Below are 18,500 nucleotides of genomic sequence, written 5' to 3' on the forward strand. Positions count from 1 at the left end.
AACGAGAAAAATTCTGGATGGAAATCCTGCCTTGGTTTTGGCCATTTAGGAACCCTTGATAAGACTGGGCCGCTAAATCTCCGGCTTTTCCTACAGTTTTTTTGGTAAATAATCATTGCTCAGGCCTGAGCGGCTGCTCCGAGAACCCGTCTACACCTTGCCCGGCCAGATGTGACCCAATGGCTTGCACCTCGGCGCTGGCGAAGAATCGCGCAAGTTCGTCCGCCCGTTTCGAGCCGATGCCAGGCTGGGCTTGCCACTGCCCACGCGTCTGGGCAACCACCGTCGGCCAGTCACCGGGCAGCGCCACCCCCTTGCCGATAGGTGTCCCGATACCGCGAACCCATTGTGTGAATGGACGCAAGCGGGCCTGTTCGAAGGCGGCCAGCAACTGGGCTGCCCTCAGGGTGCTGATGCCTGGCACCTCTTGCAGGCGCCCGGCATCGAGCTCCAGCCAGTCGGTCATCGTCGAAACCAGGCCTGCCTCGACCAGCCGTCGCCAGGTTCCTGGGCCCGTTCCTGGCAGGGCCAGGCCTTGTTTGCCGGCCAGCCAGCTGAGGCGAGCGATGAACTGCTCATTACAGCCTTCTCCGGCACGCCAGCAGCTGTGGGCATGGTATTGGTCGACTGCCGGTGCAGTGACTGGCTGGCGCTCGACCGAGTAATGCACGATCTGGTCGAAACGGGGGATGGTCAGCCCTGCCAGGCTGATGGCTATCTGGTCGCCTGGACGAACGTCCAATGCCTGCCAGCGTGACAGCGAGCCCAGGCTGACACGGGTCACGCGCCGGTCATCGAGGGTCACCGGCTCGACGTGAACGATGGGGGTGACCTTACCTGTGCGTCCGATTTGGAAGCGCACCTCGCGCACCTGCGCCAATTTTTGTGTGTAGGGGTATTTCCAGGCTGCGATCCAGTACGGCGCCTTGGCCTGCCAGCGTTGGGCAGGCGGGCGTTCGCCCTGGCGCAGGATCACCCCATCGCTGGCGAAGGGTAGCGGCGTGCCGAACCAGTGGTCCCGCCACCGCGCAGCTTCTTCGGGGGTGTTTATCGCAACGCTGTAGCGCTGACTGTCCGCAAAGCCCAGTTGGGCCAGCTGCGACAGGCGCTCGGTTTGCTGTTCAGGCCCCTTGGGCCACTCCCAGACGAACAGACCGAGGCGGGCGCCTTGTTCCTCGTCGATCTGGTGGCGAGCGAGCAGGCCGGCGACCGTGCCACGGGCATTGAGGCCCCCTGCGCTTGCCTGTATGTGGCCTTCAAGGCGCAAGTAGAGCTCGCCTTGCAGCGACAGATCGAGCGGGCGGGGCAGCTGCCGGACAATCCCTTCGAGTTGTGGGATATGGCGGCTCCAATCGTGCCCCCGGACCCCGTCGCCTCGGCTGATCAACTGGGTCAGCCGGCCCTGGCGGTAGATCAGTGACACCGCCACGCCATCGACCTTTGGCTGTACCCACAGGTCGGTCTTGCCAGTCATCCAGCCGGCAACCCGCCGGAAGTCGGCCAGCTTCTGCACGCCGGTGTGCGGCACGGGATGGACGACCGGACCGCCCGCCCTGGCCAGCGGCGAGGCCTCGGTCGCAAGGCCAACGCAGCGCTGCAACATGGCCAGGTGATCGCGGCTCTGGTCATACAGCTCATCGGCCACCAGTGCCACGCCGTCACGGTGATAACGTTCGTCCCAATGGGCGAGCGTTGCGCTCAGTTGGGCGATCTGTGCGTGTGAGCGTGCCGGTGTCCAGTCCGGGCACGGGTTGGCCCAGGTCGGCGGCAGGTGCAACACCACCATGATCAGCAGCAATACGATTGGCATGGCCCGCTTCCTTGCGTGGCTTGAAGTGTGCCGAGCCTATGGGGTTTTCACGGTGTTCGCCTCGGGCGGTTTGTCAGGCGATATGTCACAAAAAAGCCCCTGCCGATTGCTCGGCAGGGGCTTTCGCTCAGCGCTGTAGGAAATTACAGGCCGGCAGCGTCACGCAGCGCTTCAGCGCGGTCAGTGCGTTCCCAAGTGAAGGTGGTGAAGGTGTCGTCACCCACGGTTTTCTGCTGCGGGGTGCGACCGAAGTGGCCGTAAGCAGCGGTTTCCTGGTACATCGGGTGCAGCAGGTCGAGCATGGTCGTAATGGCGTATGGACGCAGATCGAAGCACTCGCGCACCAGCTGGATGATCTTCTCGTCCGACACCTTGCCAGTGCCGAAGGTATTGATCGAGATGGAGGTCGGTTGGGCCACGCCGATGGCATACGAGACCTGGATCTCGCAGCGCTCGGCCAGGCCGGCGGCGACGATGTTCTTGGCCACGTAGCGGCCGGCATAGGCGGCGGAACGGTCGACCTTGGACGGGTCCTTGCCCGAGAACGCGCCGCCGCCGTGGCGGGCCATGCCACCGTAGGAGTCGACGATGATTTTGCGACCGGTCAGGCCGCAGTCACCGACCGGGCCGCCGATGATGAAGTTGCCCGTCGGGTTGATGTGGTACTGGGTACCTTTGTGCAGCAGTTCGGCAGGCAGCGTGTGCTTGACGATCAGCTCCATGACCGCTTCCTGCAGGTCTTTCTGCGACACCTCGGGGTTATGCTGGGTGGACAGCACCACCGCATCGATACCCACGACCTTGCCACCTTCGTAACGGCAGGTGACCTGCGACTTGGCATCCGGGCGCAGCCAGGGCAGCAGGCCGGACTTGCGTGCTTCGGCCTGACGCTCGACCAGGCGATGCGAGAAGCAGATCGGCGCTGGCATCAGCACTTCGGTCTCGTTGCTGGCGTAGCCGAACATCAGGCCCTGGTCACCGGCGCCTTGGTCTTCTGGCTTGGAACGGTCGACGCCTTGGGCAATGTCCACCGACTGCTTGCCGATGATGTTCATCACGGCGCAGGTGGCACCGTCAAAGCCGACGTCGGAGCTGTTGTAGCCGATGTCGATGATGACCTTGCGTACCAGGTCCTCGAGGTCGACCCAGGCCGAGGTGCTCACCTCGCCGGCAATGATCGCCACGCCGGTCTTGACCAGCGTTTCACAGGCGACGCGGGCGTACTTGTCCTGGGCGATGATCGCGTCCAGCACGGCGTCCGAAATCTGGTCGGCGATTTTGTCCGGATGCCCTTCGGACACGGACTCGGAGGTGAAAAGGGAGTATTCGCTCATCTCGAAGGTTCCTGAAATTTACCGATGGTGTATGTCGCCAGCCGTCCGCTGGAAATGGCGGACCTGGATCTGGAAACCGTTACGCAGGCCTACGTACAGGCTATCCCCGTGGGACAGGCCTGCCGCGTTGGCCCAGCGGGCCAAGTCGTCCTGTTCGAAGCCGAGCCACAGGTCGCCGCAGGCTTCCCGCGCCCACCCCTGGTCATGGCTGCACAATTCGGTGATCAACAGGCTGCCGCCTGCCTTCACCCGTTTGGCCAGCTGGCACAACGCCAGGGCCGGATCGCTGAAATGATGCAGGACCATGTTCAGCACAACGCAGTCGGCGACCACATCCGTTGCACCCAGTGCATCGGCCAACTGCAGGTTCACGTTGTCCAGCCCTTCGCGCTGACAGACCTGGCGGGCGAGTTCGAGCATGGTCGGGCTGTTGTCAAGCGCGGTAACCTGCGCAAAACGCCGAGCCAGGTCCGGAAGGAACCCCCCATCGCCGGGGCCGACCTCAAGCGCGCTGGCGCTTGGGTCGAAATGCAGCTTGTCGAGCAGCGCCAGCAGGCTCTCGCGATATTGCGGCAAGCCTGCGATCAGGTCCTGCTGGGCGCGAAAGCGCTCTTCCACGCGCAGGAAGAAGTCCTGGCTGGTTGCCGCGCGGCGCTGCTGCACCTGGGCGATGCGGCCTTGCACCTCGGCGGGCAAGGCCAGGTCATCGACCTCGTCGAGCAGCGCGGCGTGCAAGCGTCCGCCCAAGCGCAAGCTGTCGGGCAGGGCGCGGCGATAGAAAATGGCGTTGCCTTCCCGACGGGTGGCTACCAGGTCGGCCTGGGCCAGCACCTTGAGGTGGTGGCTCATGCCCGACTGGCCGATGTCGAAGATCTGCGCCAGCTCCAGCACGCCGAAGGAATCGTTGGCCAGGGCGCGCAGCACATTCAGGCGCAACTCGTCGCCACTGGCCTTGCACAGGGCGGCCAGTGCCTCGCGTTGTTCCGGTATTGCTTGCGCACGAAGGTTCATGGTGCGGGAGTCTAGACAGGCATCGTTGCCCTAGCAAGGCCTATATCAAAAAGTTTTGATATTGCAGGTCCGTTGCCCATTAGCCATTACCCTTGTGTTGCCATTGCGGTCGATGATCGGACCAATGCACGCCGCTTGCTGCTTAAATGTTTGCCCCAAGCGCCCCAGTGGGCGAAAATGGACGCCTTTTTCGTATCACCACCTATTCAAGCCCCCAGGAGATCAGCGATGCCCAGCCGTCGTGAACGTGCCAACGCCATTCGTGCCCTTAGCATGGATGCCGTGCAAAAGGCCAACAGCGGCCACCCCGGTGCCCCCATGGGCATGGCGGATATCGCCGAGGTTCTTTGGCGCGACTACCTCAAGCACAACCCGAGCAACCCGACATTTCCCGATCGCGACCGCTTCGTGCTGTCCAACGGCCACGGTTCGATGCTTATCTATTCGCTGCTTCACCTGACCGGCTACGACCTGTCGATCGACGACCTCAAGGGCTTCCGTCAACTGCACAGCCGTACCCCTGGCCACCCGGAGCATGGTTACACCCCTGGCGTCGAGACCACTACCGGCCCGCTCGGCCAAGGCATCGCCAACGCCGTGGGCTTCGCCCTGGCCGAAAAAGTCATGGCGGCCCAGTTCAACCGTGACGGCCACACCATCGTCGACCACAACACCTATGTGTTCCTGGGCGATGGCTGCATGATGGAAGGCATTTCTCACGAAGTGGCCTCGCTGGCCGGCACCCTGGGGCTGAACAAGCTGGTTGCCTTCTACGACGACAACGGCATTTCCATCGACGGTGAAGTGCATGGCTGGTTCACCGACAACACCCCGGCGCGCTTCGAAGCCTACAACTGGCAGGTGATCCGCAACGTCAACGGCCACGACGCCGAAGAGATCAAGACGGCCATCGAGACCGCCCGCAAGAGCGACCGTCCGACCCTGATCTGCTGCAAGACCACCATCGGTTTCGGCTCGCCGAACAAGCAGGGCAAGGAAGAGTCCCACGGCGCGCCGCTGGGTAACGACGAAATTGCCCTGACCCGTCAGGCACTGGGCTGGAACCACGGTCCGTTCGAAATCCCCGCCGACATCTATGCCGAGTGGGACGCCAAGCAAGCCGGTGCCAAGGCTGAAGCCGAGTGGAACCAGCGTTTCGACGCCTACGCTCAGGCGCACCCGGAGCTGGCCGCAGAGTTCAAGCGCCGCATGGCCGGTGACCTGCCTGCCGATTTCAGCGAAAAGGCCCAGGCCTACATCGAGGAAGTGGCGGCCAAGGGCGAAACCATCGCCAGCCGCAAGGCCAGCCAGAATGCCCTGAACGCCTATGGCCCGATGTTGCCCGAGTTCCTCGGCGGTTCGGCGGACCTGGCCGGTTCCAACCTGACCCTGTGGAAGGGCTGCAAGGGCGTGGAAGCTGGCGATGCCAGCGGCAACTACGTGTTCTACGGCGTGCGTGAATTCGGCATGACCGCCATCATGAACGGCGTGGCACTGCACGGCGGCCTGGTGCCTTACGGCGCGACGTTCCTGATGTTCATGGAATACGCCCGCAACGCCGTGCGCATGTCGGCGCTGATGAAGCAGCGCGTGATCCATGTCTACACCCACGACTCCATTGGCCTGGGCGAAGACGGTCCGACCCACCAGCCGATCGAGCAGCTGACCAGCCTGCGCACCACGCCGAACCTGGACACCTGGCGCCCGGCGGATGCCGTGGAGTCGGCCGTGGCCTGGAAGAACGCTCTGGAGCGCAAGGATGGTCCATCGGCGCTGATCTTCTCGCGCCAGAACCTGCAGCACCAGGCCCGCGATGCGCAGCAGCTCGCTGCCATCAGCCGTGGCGGCTACGTGCTCAAGGATTGCGCTGGCGAGCCTGAGCTGATCCTGATCGCCACCGGCTCCGAAGTGGGCCTGGCCGTTCAGGCCTACGACAAGCTGACCGAGCAAGGCCGCAATGTACGCGTGGTGTCCATGCCGTCGACCAGCGTGTTCGATGCCCAGGATGCTGCCTACAAGCAGTCGGTGCTGCCACTGGAAGTCAGTGCCCGTATCGCCATCGAAGCGGCACATGCCGACTTCTGGTACAAGTACGTCGGCCTCGAAGGCCGCGTCATCGGCATGACCACCTACGGTGAGTCGGCGCCGGCCTCGGCACTGTTCGAAGAATTCGGCTTCACCCTGGAGAACATCCTCGGTACCGCCGAAGAGCTGCTGGAAGACTGATGTATCAGGGAGGGCAGGATGCCCTCCTGGTCGTGCGAGGGGAGGGCGTCGCCCTCCATCGCGCCATGAGGCCGCTTCCACAGGTACTGTCGCCAGCCACGGCGTAGTACCTGTGGAAGCGGCCTTGTGCCGCGATAGGCCGCCATGCGGCCTCGAAGCCATCACGCTTAGCGAGTCAACGAATGTCCCACTTGCGTCCCTATAAAGTTGCACTCAACGGTTATGGCCGTATCGGCCGCTGTGTTCTGCGCGCGCTGTTCGAGCGGGGCAGCAGGGCCGATTTCGAGATCGTCGCACTCAACGACTTGGCCGACCAGGCCAGCCTGGAATACCTCACCCGCTTCGACTCCACCCATGGGCGCTTTCCCGGCGAGGTCAAGGTCGATGGCGATTGCCTGCACATCAATGGCGATTGCGTGAAGGTGATGCGCAGCGCCACGCCCGAAGGCATCGACTGGGCGGCCCTGGACGTGGACCTGGTCCTGGAGTGTTCCGGCGCCTACAACACCCGTGCCGATGGCCAGCGCTTTCTCGAGGCCGGTGCGCCAAGGGTGCTGTTCTCCCAGCCCATGGCCAGCGAGGCTGACGTCGATGCCACGGTGGTGTACGGCATCAACCAGCACTGCCTGACCGGCACTGAGCGGCTGGTCTCCAATGCTTCGTGCACCACCAACTGCGGTGTACCGCTGCTGCGGGTGCTGGATCAGGCATTTGGCATCGACTATGTACAGATCACCACCATTCACTCGGCCATGAACGACCAGCCAGTGATCGACGCCTATCACCATGAAGATCTGCGCCGTACCCGTTCGGCGTTCCAGTCGGTGATTCCGGTGTCCACCGGCCTTGCGCGCGGCATCGAGCGTCTGCTCCCGGAACTTGCCGGGCGAATCCAGGCCAAAGCGGTACGCGTGCCGACGGTCAACGTCTCGTGCCTGGACATCACCTTGCAGACCGCTCGCGACACCACCGCAGCCGAGGTCAACAGGGTACTGCGCGAGGCGGCGCTGACCGGGCCGCTCAAGGGGCTGCTGGCCTACACCGAGCTGCCCCACGCCAGTTGTGATTTCAACCACGACCCGCATTCGGCCATCGTCGATGCCAGCCAGACCCGTGTATCAGGCCCGCGCCTGGTCAACCTGCTGGCCTGGTTCGACAACGAATGGGGGTTTGCAAACCGTATGCTCGACGTTGCCGGACATTTTCTGCACGTCGTCCACCCAACCCGCAACAAACAGCCCTGAAGGACCGCATTCATGACCGTGTTGAAGATGACCGACCTGGACCTGCAAGGTAAGCGCGTACTGATTCGCGAAGACCTGAACGTGCCTGTCAAGGACGGTGTGGTGACCAGCGATGCGCGCATCCAGGCAGCGCTGCCGACCATCAAGCTGGCCCTGGAGAAGGGTGCGGCGGTGATGGTCTGCTCGCACCTGGGCCGCCCCACTGAAGGTGAATTCTCTGCCGAGAACAGCCTTGAACCGGTTGCCAAGTACCTGAGCAAGGCGCTGGGCCGTGACGTGCCGCTGGTGGGTGACTACCTGGGTGGCGTCGAGGTCAAGGCAGGCGAGCTGGTGCTGTTCGAGAACGTGCGCTTCAACAAGGGCGAGAAGAAGAACGCCGATGAGCTGGCCCAGCAGTACGCGGCGCTGTGCGATGTGTTCGTGATGGACGCCTTCGGCACGGCTCACCGCGCCGAGGGTTCCACCCACGGCGTTGCCAAGTTCGCCAAGGTCGCGGCGGCTGGCCCGTTGCTGGCAGCTGAGCTGGATGCCCTGGGCAAGGCGCTGAAGGCCCCGGCCAAGCCAATGGCCGCCATCGTCGCCGGCTCCAAGGTGTCCACCAAGCTGGACGTGCTCAACAGCCTGAGCTCGGTATGCGATCAGCTGATCGTCGGTGGCGGCATCGCCAACACCTTCCTGGCGGCTGCCGGGCACACGGTCGGAAAGTCGCTGTACGAGCCCGATCTGGTCGAAACGGCCAAGGCCATTGCCGCCAAGGTCAGCGTGCCGCTGCCTGTCGATGTGGTGGTTGCCAAGGCCTTCGCCGAAGACGCCGAAGCGACCGTCAAGGCCATTGCCGATGTTGCGGCCGACGACATGATCCTGGACATCGGTCCGCAGACCGCCGCCCAGTTCGCCGACTTGCTCAAGTCCTCCAAGACCATCCTGTGGAATGGCCCGGTTGGTGTATTCGAGTTCGATCAGTTCGGCAATGGCACCCAGGTGCTGGCCAAGGCAATCGCCGACAGCGCCGCGTTCTCCATCGCCGGTGGCGGTGATACCCTGGCAGCCATCGACAAATATGGCGTCAGCCAGGATATCTCCTACATTTCTACCGGTGGCGGCGCCTTCCTCGAGTTCGTCGAAGGCAAGGTTCTGCCAGCGGTGGCCATGCTCGAAGAGCGGGCCAAAGCCTGATGAACACGGCGCCTGGCAAAAGGAGTGGCCTGATGGCCAAGCAGTTGCCTGTGTTGCTGCTGGTCGGGCTGCTGAGCGCCTGCGCCGGCAGCCCGGATGCCCAGGACGACCCGGCGCAACCGCCCAAGGGCGGTTGCTATCAGTCCGAATGGCAAGCCGAAACCGTGCCAGTGATCAGCAAGCGCGTAGGCCCGGAAGGGCTGGAAAAGTACGACGAAGAGCACCAGCGCAAGGCGCCCGGCTGCCCTTGATCGGGCCGCTGGCAACCTGCAGGCCGGTTTGTGGTCTTGGAGAAGGGCCGTGTGCTGCCCATCGAGGTAACTGAATGAAAGCGCTCTTGGCCGTAATGGCCCTGGCGACACTGGCAGGATGTTCACTGCTGCAACCGGCGCAGACCGCGCCGGCGGACAACTGGACCCGGTGGGTCTGCGACACCCAGGCCGAAGTGCTGTGGCGGTTTGCCGACCCCCAGCGTGACCAGGTTGACGTACGCCTTGGCGGCGGCGACCAGGTGTACCGGCTCAAGGCCGAGCCCGGCGCCTCCGGCGCGCTGTACAGCGACGGCATGCTGGCGTTTCACACCAAGGGCGAAGAGGGCCTGGTGTACTGGGTGGCGACCAACGATCTGATAGGGCGGGGCTGCAAGGCACCGTGACTGGCCGGGCCGCTAGGTGGCCCACACTACTTGAACAGCAACTGCCCCTGCGGCAGGCTTGCACGAAACAACGACGCTTGTCGGGAGAGAGATACACAATGGCACTCATTAGCATGCGCCAGATGCTGGACCACGCCGCCGAGTTCGGTTATGGCGTACCGGCTTTCAACGTCAACAACCTTGAGCAGATGCGCGCCATCATGGAAGCGGCTGACAAGACCGACTCCCCTGTGATCGTCCAGGCCTCGGCCGGTGCGCGCAAGTACGCAGGTGCGCCGTTCCTGCGTCACCTGATCCTGGCGGCCATCGAAGAATTCCCGCACATCCCGGTGTGCATGCACCAGGACCACGGCACCAGCCCGGATGTCTGCCAGCGCTCCATCCAGCTGGGCTTCAGCTCGGTCATGATGGACGGCTCGCTCGGCGAAGACGGCAAGACCCCGACCGATTACGAATACAACGTGCGCGTCACCCAGCAGACCGTTGCCATGGCCCATGCCTGTGGTGTGTCGGTAGAAGGCGAACTGGGCTGCCTGGGCTCGCTGGAAACCGGCATGGCCGGTGAGGAAGACGGTATCGGTGCCGAAGGCATGCTCGACCACAGCCAGATGCTGACCGACCCTGAAGAAGCTGCCGACTTCGTCAAGAAGACCCAGGTCGATGCCCTGGCCATCGCCATCGGCACCAGCCACGGTGCTTACAAGTTCACCAAGCCGCCTACCGGTGACGTGCTGGCCATCGACCGCATCAAGGAAATCCACAAGCGCATTCCCGACACCCACCTGGTGATGCACGGCTCCTCCTCTGTACCGCAGGAGTGGCTGGCGATCATCAACCAGTACGGCGGCGACATCAAGGAAACCTACGGTGTGCCGGTCGAGGAAATCGTCGAAGGCATCAAGTACGGCGTGCGCAAGGTCAACATCGACACCGACCTGCGTCTGGCGTCCACCGGTGCCATCCGTCGTCACATGGCCATGAACCCGAGCGAGTTCGACCCGCGCAAGTTCTTCGCTGAAACCGTAAAAGCCATGCGCGACGTGTGCATCGCCCGTTACGAAGCATTCGGCACTGCCGGCCATGCCTCGAAGATCAAGCCGATCTCCCTGGAAGGCATGTTCCAGCGCTACGCCAAAGGCGAGCTGGCCGCAAAAGTCAACTAAGCAAACCGGCCCCCGGAAAACCCGCAGCGATGCGGGTTTTTCGTTTCTGGCGGTGGCTGCGAAAGCGTTCTGCCATTGCATGTCACAGAATGTCAGCGAAACCGCGATCGGTCGGCTACCTTCAGTCAGTGGCTGATGGTTTTTGGCTTGTGATGCGTGCTATCAGCTCATGCCTGGGGTAAAACTGGATCCAACGGCCAGTTTGTAGTCGGTCATATAACAGAGATGCAGCATGGATGGCGCTCACCTTCAACTCATGCCACAGGATGGCAGCTCGGTGCTTCTGGTAGTCGACGATTACCCAGAGAACCTCATCAGTATGCAAGCCTTGTTGTCGCGCCAGGATTGGCTGGTGCTGACGGCAAGTTCGGGCCGAGAAGCCCTGAGCGCATTGCTGGAAAACGATGTCGACCTGGTTTTACTGGATGTGCACATGCCTGAGATGGACGGCTTCGAAGTCGCTCGCCTGATGCGCGGCAGCCAGCGAACCCAACTCACGCCCATCATCTTCCTGACAGCCAACGAGCAGTCCCAGGCCGCCGTGTTGAAAGGCTACGCCAACGGCGCCGTGGACTACATGTTCAAGCCGTTCGACCCGCGGATTCTCAAGCCCAAGGTGCAGGCCCTGCTCGACCAGCAGCGCAATCGGCGGCGCCTGCAGGCGCTGACCCGTGAACTCGACGAGGCCCGCGCCTTCAATGCATCGATTCTGGACAATGCGGCCGAGGGTATTCTGGTGGTGGATGCCGGGGGCATCATCCGCTTCGCCAACCCGGCTATCTGCTCCCTGCTGGCAACGCCTATCGAACAGTTGCAGAACGTCGATCTGCTGGGGCTGTTGCAGCTGAGCACGCCGAGTACGTGGCAGGATTCGACGTTCCACCAAAGCTATCTGGCCAGGCGCATCCACCGCATGCATGACGCCCAGTTGCGTCGCCCGAGCGGCGAGCTGCTGCCGGTGGCCTTGTCATGTGCGCCCCTGCCTGCCGAGCAACAGGCGATGGTGGTAACCGTGCTGGACATGTCGGCGGTGCACAACCTGCACCAACAGCTCGAATACCAAGCCATTACCGACCCGCTCACCGGTCTGCTCAATCGCCGTGGGTTCTACCAGGCGGCCGAAGGGGCGTTGCTGCGCAATGAGCGTTCGGACCGGGCGCAGGCCTTGATGTACATGGACCTCGATGGCTTCAAGCGTATCAACGACTCCCTTGGTCATGATGCCGGTGACCGGGTCCTGCGCTGGGTGGCCGAGCAACTCAAGGATTGCCTGGGCAGTGAAGCGCTGTTGGCACGCATGGGCGGGGACGAATTCACCGCGCTGTTCGACGGCTTGCCCTATGCCGAGCAAGCCGGGCGCTACGCCGAGCGGCTGCTCGAGCGCATTGCCATCAGCCATCAGATCGATGGGCTGGACGTGTGCCTGGGCGTGAGCATCGGTATCGCCACGTACCCTGACTGCGGTGGCAACGTAGAAGGCTTGCTGCGCGCAGCCGATGCGGCCATGTACGCTGCCAAGCAGGCAGGGCGCCAGCAGTATCGCTTCTACGACCAGGAGCTCAATGGCCGCGCCCGCTCCCGCCTGATGCTCGAAGACGGCGTGCGTACAGCCATCGAGCAGCAGGATTTCACCCTGGTGTACCAGCCGCAAGTGGCCTTCGCCGATGGTCGCCTGCGCGGCTTCGAAGCCCTGCTGCGTTGGCAGCACCCCAGCGTTGGCGATGTGCCGCCAGGCCTGTTCATCCCCCTGCTTGAGGAGGCGCGGCTGATCAACCGCCTGGCCGGCTGGATCTACGGTCAGAGTGCTGCCCAGCGCCAGGCCTGGTATCAACGCTTTGCGACCGACATCGTGTTGGGCATCAGCCTGAGCCGGGCCCAGTTCGTCTCGCCAAGCCTGGTCGAGGAGCTGCAACGGGTCATCCAGCGCTATGGCCTGCAGCCGGCGCACCTGGAAGTGGAAGTGGCCGAAACCTCGCTCATGTACAACATCGATGCGGCGGTCAAGCAGGTCGACCGGTTGCGTGCGCTGGGTGTGCGGGTGGCGTTGGACGATTTCGGCGCCGGTGACTGTTCGCTGCGCATGCTGCGCGATTTGCCCATCGACACCCTGAAACTCGATCGCCACCTGGTGGCGCGCTTGCCGGACGCGTCGACCGATGCGGCGCTGGCACGCAGCGTCATCGGGCTGTGTGCCGATTACGGGATCACCGTGATTGCCGAGGGCGTTGAAACCCAGGCTCAGGCTCAATGGCTTAAAGCCGCAGGCTGCGAATACGTTCAGGGCTTTCTGGTAGCGCACCCCATGACAGCTGCCGATGCCGGCAACTTCCCGGCAATTTTCCCCTGGCCTGATCCGCTGGCGGGTTAGAATTGGCGCTCGTTACGCCGACCGTACTGCCATGACCGTCCTACGCTACCTGCAAGCCTACCCACCGCACCTGCAACAGCAAGTGCGGCAGATGATCGACAGCGACCGCCTTGGCGAGTACCTGCACAAGCGCTATCCAGAGCGCCACGAGGTACAAAGCGACAAGGCCCTGTACGGCTACGCCCAGGAACTGCGCCAGCGTTTTCTGCGCAGTGCACCGCCGCTGGACAAGGTGCTGTTCGACAACCGCCTGGACCTGACCCACCGGGCGCTGGGCCTGAACACTGCTGTCTCTCGCGTGCAGGGCGGCAAACTCAAGGCCAAGAAGGAGATCCGCATCGCCTCGCTGTTCAAGGAGGCCGCGCCGCAATTTCTACGCATGATCGTGGTGCACGAGTTGGCGCATTTGCGCGAGCGTGACCACAACAAGGCGTTCTACCAGCTCTGTCAGCACATGGAGCCGGACTACCATCAACTGGAATTCGACCTGCGCGTCTACCTGACCTATCGGGAATTGCCGGGCAACGCTTGAGGACCCCGCAGCATGGAAGTGAGCAAGACAAAAAGCAGTTTCTACCGCCGTCTTTACGTCGCCTGGCTGATCGACAGCCAGACCGCTACCAGCGTGCCTGCGCTGATGCAGGCTACGGGCATGCCCCGGCGCACGGCCCAGGACACCCTTGCGGCGCTGGCCGATCTGGACATCGTCTGCACCTTCGAGCAGCAGGAAGGCGCGCGCAATCACGCAGGTCACTACCGTATACAGGACTGGGGGGCCATCGACCGGCAGTGGATCGAGCTTCACCTGAATCAGGTACGCCAGGTACTGGGTTATCCCTGACCTGTACCCGCTAAGGCCGCTGCAATAAAAATCGCAGGTTCGGCCAGAATAGAGGCTAGATGACACTATTGGCCGCTGCCCCGGCCAGAGCCTTTGTGTAAGCTCATTCGCAGTGTACGTTTCTTCACCGCACAAGGGCTTGGGCATGCGGCTGATGCTTTGTGTTCTCGGGTTACTGGCCACTGTCATGGTGCCCCCGGCCGCAGCCGCCGCCAAGCTGCGGCTGGTATCGGACCATTGGCCGCCCTTCACTGACGCCAGCATGCCTGGCGGCGGTTTGGCCATCAGCATCGTGACCACGGCGCTGACGCGGGCGGGCTACAGCAGCAGCTTCGAGGAGGCACCCTGGGCGCGGGCCCTGGCAGGCGTCGGTGACGGCCGTTACGACATACTGATCAACGCCTGGCACAACGACGCGCGCGCACGCATCGGGCAGTTTTCCAGCGCCTACCTGAGCAACCGCATCCGCCTGCTGCAGCGCAAGGACGCGGGCCTGCATTACGAGCACCTCTCGGACCTGTACCCCTACAGCATCGCCGTGGTGCGTGATTACGCCTACTCGAGCGCGTTCGACGGCAATACCCGCTTGCACAAGGTTGCGGTCAGTACCTTTTCGTCCGCCGTGCGCATGCTGGCGGCGGGGCGTGTAAGCTTGGCCGTGGAGGACGAGTACGTGGCCCGCTATCACCTGCAGCGCGAGCCGGACAATGTGCGTGACAAGGTAGAGCTGATGGAGCCTGTACTGGGCGAGAACCCGCTGCACATCCTGGTCAGCCTGAAGCATCCGGACCACCAGTCGATCGTCGCGCGCTTCGATGCGGCCATCGCCGCCATGAAGGCCGATGGCAGTTATGACCGGTTACTGCATCAGTATGGGTTCTAGGCGAGCGGGTGGCGTTCCCAGGCGCCGGCTTGGCAGTGGCTTCGGATTTGAGCTTCGCAGCTGATCATGGCCGGTCCGCAGCGCCTGGAGATTTGCCCGTCTTCGTAGGCAAAACAGGCTATATACCCTCGCGCCAGACCTAACGCGAGGCGTCACCTGCCGAAGCATCCTTCTTGATCAAATGCGCCGCCAACGTGCGCAAAGGGGCCAACTGGCGGCAGATCAATGCCAGTTGCGTCTGTACCAGGCGCTGATGTTCATCCACCTCCTCGGGCATCTGTTCAAGAGCGGTGGCGAGCGCTTCTTCGGCATCACTGTGAATCGCTACCGGTGAACGCGCCGCCAGGCCATTGGCTATCTCCTCAAGGCTGTTCGCCAGGCGGCTGCCCGCACCCTCGATCAAGTGCTCCCGTGCCTCGGCCGGCAGGGCCGTGTCGCGGTGGGCGCCCAGTCCCGACAGGTAGCTGAGCAGGGTGTGCGACAGCACCAGGAAGCGGAAGCCCACATCGGCCTCCTTGCGAAAGTGGCCAGGCTCCATGAGCATGTTGGCCAGGGTCGTCGACAGCGCTGCATCGGCATTGTGGGCATTGCGCCGCGCCAGGCGATAGGCCAGGTCGTCGCGCTTGCCGTAGGCATATTGCTGCATGATCTGGCGCAGGTATTCGCTGGCGCAGATCAGTGTGTTGGCCAGCGCCTTGTTCAAGCGGCGGCCTTGCCAGTCGGGCAGGAACAGGAACACGGCAAGGATGGCGATCAGGCTCCCGATCAGGGTATCGAACAGCCTTGGCAGGAACAGCCCGTAGCCATCGCCGATCTGGTTGAAACAGAACAGCACCATCAGTGTGATCGCGGCCGTGGCCAGGGTGTAGCGCGTGGTCCGGTTGACGAAGAACACCACCCCCGCCACGACCGCGAACAGCGACTGGATGACCGGGTTGGGGAACAGGTCGAACAGCGCCCAGCCAACGGTCAGGCCTACGGCGGTGCCGATGATGCGCTGCACCAGTTTACGCCGGGTCGCCCCGTAGTTGGGTTGGCACACGAACAGGGTGGTGAGGATGATCCAGTAGCCCTGGGTTGGGTGGATCAGGTGCACCATGCCGTAACCGATGGACAGGGCCAGCGGCAGGCGCAGAGCATGGCGGAACAGCAGCGAGGTGGGCGTCAATTGCGTGCGCAGGCGCTTGCCCATGTCCCTGAGCGAGCGCGGCGAGCGGTCCAGCAGGCTGCTGTCGCTGGCATCGGCCAGGCTGTCGGGATTGCTTGCAGCACCGAGCAGGCGATCGAGCGTGGCCAGGTTGGCCGCCAGTGCACGCAATGAGCGCAGCAGCCCGCGCCAGGCCGGGTTGTTCTGGCCGCGCAGGTGTTCGAGCGAAGCGTTGAGGTCTTCGAGTGCCTCGGTAAAGCCGCTGGCCAGCACGAAAGGTTGTCGCAGCCGAATCGAGCGTGCCAGCTCCTGGCACGAGGCGCCTTGCTTGCGCAGCAGGCGCTGGCACCGGAACATCACATCGCTGTGGAAGAAGGCTTCGGCCAGTGCATTGTAGGGGTAGTGGGAGGCGCTGACCCGCTCATGGATATCCTGGGCCAGGAAGTAGAGTTTCAGGTAGCGGCTGACCTTGGAGTTGGGTTGGCTGTTGCCCACCCGGTGCAGGATGATTTCCTTCGCCGCATTGAGGGCCGCCACCACCTTGCCATTTTGCTGGGCCAGTTCAAGCCGACGTGCCTCGACGTCCAGGGTGCGGACAGGCTCGAACAGGCTGGCCTTGAGCTTGAGGTAGCTGCCCAGTTCGAAGAACAGTTTCGCCAGGCTTTGCTGCACCGGCTGGTTGGAAAACAATGCCTGCCACAGCACCGAGAGCAGCCCATACCAGGCCGCACCCGCCACCAGCAGCATGGGTTCGTGCCAGAAGTCCGTCACCTGCCCGCCGCGCTGGTCCACACCGATCATCGTGTACACCGCTGTGATCAGCGTTGCCGATGCGATGGCGCCGTAGCGCTCGCCCAAAGCGCCCAGCATGGTCAAGGCAAACGCTGCCAGGGCCAAGGCGCAGACGAAGATCAGGGGGTAGGGGAACAGCAGTTCGACCGCGAGCGCCGCGATGGCAAAACACACCAGGGTGACCGCCAGGGCGCTGAGGCGGCCTTGCCAGCTGTCATCGGTTTCAGCCAGGGCACTGGCGATGATGCCCAGAAACAGCGGGATCAACAGGGCCATTTCGTTCTGGTGCCAGCACAGGGCAAGGCTGCCGGTAAGGGCAATGGTCACCCGGATGCTGTAGCTGAACTTGTCCTGGCCCCACAGGCGACGCAATGAATGACGTAACGAGCTCGATGACATGATGGCCTGCCGGGCAGTGATCGTAGAAATACCGTAGCGATGAGCGGGCAGCCAGATGCCCCGCCACCCGCTATTGAGCACGTGCCAGCAAGAAGCGTTCCGTGCTGCGCGTTGGATTCTACCCTAGACGAACTGCGCCGCGGCGTTGGCCGATGCCCAGGCCCACTGGAAGTTGAAGCCACCAAGGTGCCCCGTCACGTCCAGCACTTCACCGATGAAGTAAAGCCCCGGGCTCTTGAGCGACTCCATCGTCTTGGACGAGACCTCACGGGTGTCCACGCCGCCCAGGGTCACTTCGGCGGTGCGGTAGCCTTCGGTGCCGGCAGGCACCAGTTGCCAGCGTGCCAGCTTGTCGGCGATCAGGGCCAGCTCGGCCGGTGTGTACTGCTTCATCGGCTTGGATTCGAACCACTGCTCGGCCAGCAAAGTGGCCAGCTTGCGCGTGAACACCTCGCCCAGTACGGTCTTGAGTTCAGCATTGCCGCGCTCGGTTTGCTGGGTGTGCAACCAGTCCAGCGCATCGCGGTCAGGCAACAGGTTGATCTCAAGCGTATCGCCAGCTTCCCAGAATGAAGAAACCTGCAAGATCGCCGGGCCGCTCAGGCCCCGGTGGGTGAACAGCAGATTTTCACGGAAGCTGGTGCCGTTGCAACTGGCGGTGCAGTCCAGCGAGGTGCCGGACAGTTCGGTGCACATGGCCTTGAGCTGGGGCTCGGTGATGGTGAACGGCACCAGGCCCGCGCGGGTTGGCAGCAAGGTATGGCCAAACTGTCGGGCCACCTGGTAGCCGAAACCGGTCGCACCCAACGTCGGGATGGACAGGCCGCCCGTCGCGATCACCAACGACTGGCAAGCGAATGGGCCAGCGCTGGTGCGCAGCAGGTAGCCGCTGTCGGTCTTGTCGATCTGCTCGATGCTGGTGTGCATGCGGATTTCGGCGCCGGCTTCGTCGCACTCGGCCAGGAGCATGTCAAGGATGTCACTGGCCTTGTTGTCGCAGAACAGCTGGCCCAGCTTTTTCTCGTGGTAGGGCACGCCATGCTTGCACACCAGCTCGATGAAGTCCCACTGGGTGTAACGCGCCAGGGCCGACTTGCAGAAGTGCGCGTTGTGCGAGAGGAAATTGCTCGGCTCGGTGTACAGGTTGGTGAAATTGCAGCGCCCGCCGCCGGACATCAGGATCTTCTTGCCTGGCTTGTTGGCGTGGTCGAGCAGCAGGACCCGGCGGCCCCGGCGGGCGCTGAGCTGGGCACACATCAGGCCGGCAGCGCCTGCGCCCAAGATGATCACGTCGGTGGAGTGCACGGTGTTACCTCATCAATAGCCGCGGCCGTGTTGCAGCCCATCGCAGGCAAGCCAGCCCCCACAGGGACGGCACCGGCTTGAGGCCTGTGATGACCCTGTGGGGGCTGGCTTGTTTGCGACAGGCTGCAACGCGGCCCGAAATAAAT

Annotated in this window: 15 protein-coding genes; 10 read left to right on the forward strand and 5 right to left on the reverse strand. The window is 63.2% G+C overall.

Annotation, left to right across the window (positions count from 1 at the left end; genetic code table 11):
* Nucleotides 1-112: 112 nt before the first annotated feature.
* The 3 genes from ligB to PFU01S_RS12195 form a co-directional block, all read right to left on the reverse strand.
* Nucleotides 113-1,810, reverse strand: coding sequence for an NAD-dependent DNA ligase LigB (gene ligB, locus PFU01S_RS12185; protein WP_028687246.1), 1,698 nt, complete (start codon nt 1,808-1,810; stop codon nt 113-115).
* A 143-nt stretch (nt 1,811-1,953) separates the two neighbouring features.
* Complete coding sequence (gene metK, locus PFU01S_RS12190; RefSeq protein WP_023532964.1) at nt 1,954-3,144, reverse strand: methionine adenosyltransferase; 1,191 nt, start codon at nt 3,142-3,144, stop codon at nt 1,954-1,956.
* A gap of 18 nt (nt 3,145-3,162) precedes the next feature.
* A complete protein-coding gene (locus PFU01S_RS12195) occupies nt 3,163-4,155 on the reverse strand; it encodes an ArsR/SmtB family transcription factor (RefSeq protein WP_027914015.1) in 993 nt (330 codons plus the stop codon).
* A 228-nt stretch (nt 4,156-4,383) separates the two neighbouring features.
* Between PFU01S_RS12195 and tkt the strand changes: the two genes are divergently transcribed.
* From tkt to PFU01S_RS12245, 10 genes are all read left to right on the forward strand, one after another.
* On the forward strand, nt 4,384-6,381 hold the full coding sequence (tkt, locus tag PFU01S_RS12200) for a transketolase (RefSeq protein WP_028687245.1): 1,998 nt from the start codon (nt 4,384-4,386) through the stop codon (nt 6,379-6,381).
* Between the two features lie 182 nt (nt 6,382-6,563).
* Nucleotides 6,564-7,625 (forward strand): erythrose-4-phosphate dehydrogenase, encoded by a 1,062-nt coding sequence (gene epd, locus PFU01S_RS12205; RefSeq protein WP_027914013.1) that lies wholly within the window; start codon nt 6,564-6,566, stop codon nt 7,623-7,625.
* 12 nt (nt 7,626-7,637) lie between these two features.
* Nucleotides 7,638-8,801: a phosphoglycerate kinase gene (locus PFU01S_RS12210; RefSeq protein ID WP_028687244.1), complete on the forward strand. Its 1,164-nt coding sequence runs from the start codon at nt 7,638-7,640 to the stop codon at nt 8,799-8,801.
* Entirely contained in the window at nt 8,801-9,052 is a 252-nt protein-coding gene (locus tag PFU01S_RS12215; RefSeq protein WP_027914011.1) for a hypothetical protein, read from the forward strand. Before PFU01S_RS12210 ends, PFU01S_RS12215 begins: the two co-directional genes overlap by 1 nt.
* A gap of 74 nt (nt 9,053-9,126) precedes the next feature.
* Nucleotides 9,127-9,456, forward strand: coding sequence for an MliC family protein (locus PFU01S_RS12220; RefSeq protein WP_027914010.1), 330 nt, complete (start codon nt 9,127-9,129; stop codon nt 9,454-9,456).
* A gap of 98 nt (nt 9,457-9,554) precedes the next feature.
* On the forward strand, nt 9,555-10,619 hold the full coding sequence (gene fba / locus PFU01S_RS12225) for a class II fructose-bisphosphate aldolase (RefSeq protein ID WP_028687243.1): 1,065 nt from the start codon (nt 9,555-9,557) through the stop codon (nt 10,617-10,619).
* A gap of 232 nt (nt 10,620-10,851) precedes the next feature.
* Nucleotides 10,852-12,987: a putative bifunctional diguanylate cyclase/phosphodiesterase gene (locus tag PFU01S_RS12230; RefSeq protein ID WP_027914008.1), complete on the forward strand. Its 2,136-nt coding sequence runs from the start codon at nt 10,852-10,854 to the stop codon at nt 12,985-12,987.
* A 31-nt stretch (nt 12,988-13,018) separates the two neighbouring features.
* Nucleotides 13,019-13,519 (forward strand): M48 family metallopeptidase, encoded by a 501-nt coding sequence (locus tag PFU01S_RS12235; RefSeq protein ID WP_023532914.1) that lies wholly within the window; start codon nt 13,019-13,021, stop codon nt 13,517-13,519.
* Nucleotides 13,520-13,531: 12 nt separating this feature from the next.
* Nucleotides 13,532-13,828 (forward strand): winged helix-turn-helix domain-containing protein, encoded by a 297-nt coding sequence (locus PFU01S_RS12240; protein WP_027914007.1) that lies wholly within the window; start codon nt 13,532-13,534, stop codon nt 13,826-13,828.
* Nucleotides 13,829-13,973: 145 nt separating this feature from the next.
* Nucleotides 13,974-14,711 carry a substrate-binding periplasmic protein gene (locus tag PFU01S_RS12245; RefSeq protein ID WP_027914006.1) on the forward strand — a complete coding sequence of 246 codons (738 nt, stop codon included), beginning with the start codon at nt 13,974-13,976 and terminating at the stop codon, nt 14,709-14,711.
* A 139-nt stretch (nt 14,712-14,850) separates the two neighbouring features.
* Here PFU01S_RS12245 and yccS read toward each other — a convergent pair whose 3' ends face one another.
* Both yccS and PFU01S_RS12255 read right to left on the reverse strand, forming a co-directional pair.
* A complete protein-coding gene (yccS, locus tag PFU01S_RS12250) occupies nt 14,851-17,049 on the reverse strand; it encodes a YccS family putative transporter (RefSeq protein WP_028687242.1) in 2,199 nt (732 codons plus the stop codon).
* Between the two features lie 123 nt (nt 17,050-17,172).
* Entirely contained in the window at nt 17,173-18,354 is a 1,182-nt protein-coding gene (locus PFU01S_RS12255; RefSeq protein ID WP_027914004.1) for a BaiN/RdsA family NAD(P)/FAD-dependent oxidoreductase, read from the reverse strand.
* Nucleotides 18,355-18,500: the final 146 nt, after the last annotated feature.

The sequence above is a fragment of the Pseudomonas fulva NBRC 16637 = DSM 17717 genome (assembly GCF_000730565.1).
Classification (GTDB): Bacteria; Pseudomonadota; Gammaproteobacteria; order Pseudomonadales; family Pseudomonadaceae; genus Aquipseudomonas; species Aquipseudomonas fulva.

Excerpts from the sequence above, each read along its gene's own strand:
- ligB (WP_028687246.1), bottom strand. The coding sequence starts at position 1,810 with ATGCCAATCGTATTGCTGCTGATCATGGTGGTGTTGCACCTGCCGCCG.
- metK (WP_023532964.1), bottom strand. The coding sequence starts at position 3,144 with ATGAGCGAATACTCCCTTTTCACCTCCGAGTCCGTGTCCGAAGGGCAT.
- PFU01S_RS12195 (WP_027914015.1), bottom strand. The coding sequence starts at position 4,155 with ATGAACCTTCGTGCGCAAGCAATACCGGAACAACGCGAGGCACTGGCC.
- tkt (WP_028687245.1), top strand. The coding sequence starts at position 4,384 with ATGCCCAGCCGTCGTGAACGTGCCAACGCCATTCGTGCCCTTAGCATG.
- epd (WP_027914013.1), top strand. The coding sequence starts at position 6,564 with ATGTCCCACTTGCGTCCCTATAAAGTTGCACTCAACGGTTATGGCCGT.
- PFU01S_RS12210 (WP_028687244.1), top strand. The coding sequence starts at position 7,638 with ATGACCGTGTTGAAGATGACCGACCTGGACCTGCAAGGTAAGCGCGTA.
- PFU01S_RS12215 (WP_027914011.1), top strand. The coding sequence starts at position 8,801 with ATGAACACGGCGCCTGGCAAAAGGAGTGGCCTGATGGCCAAGCAGTTG.
- PFU01S_RS12220 (WP_027914010.1), top strand. The coding sequence starts at position 9,127 with ATGAAAGCGCTCTTGGCCGTAATGGCCCTGGCGACACTGGCAGGATGT.
- fba (WP_028687243.1), top strand. The coding sequence starts at position 9,555 with ATGGCACTCATTAGCATGCGCCAGATGCTGGACCACGCCGCCGAGTTC.
- PFU01S_RS12230 (WP_027914008.1), top strand. The coding sequence starts at position 10,852 with ATGGATGGCGCTCACCTTCAACTCATGCCACAGGATGGCAGCTCGGTG.
- PFU01S_RS12235 (WP_023532914.1), top strand. The coding sequence starts at position 13,019 with ATGACCGTCCTACGCTACCTGCAAGCCTACCCACCGCACCTGCAACAG.
- PFU01S_RS12240 (WP_027914007.1), top strand. The coding sequence starts at position 13,532 with ATGGAAGTGAGCAAGACAAAAAGCAGTTTCTACCGCCGTCTTTACGTC.
- PFU01S_RS12245 (WP_027914006.1), top strand. The coding sequence starts at position 13,974 with ATGCGGCTGATGCTTTGTGTTCTCGGGTTACTGGCCACTGTCATGGTG.
- yccS (WP_028687242.1), bottom strand. The coding sequence starts at position 17,049 with ATGTCATCGAGCTCGTTACGTCATTCATTGCGTCGCCTGTGGGGCCAG.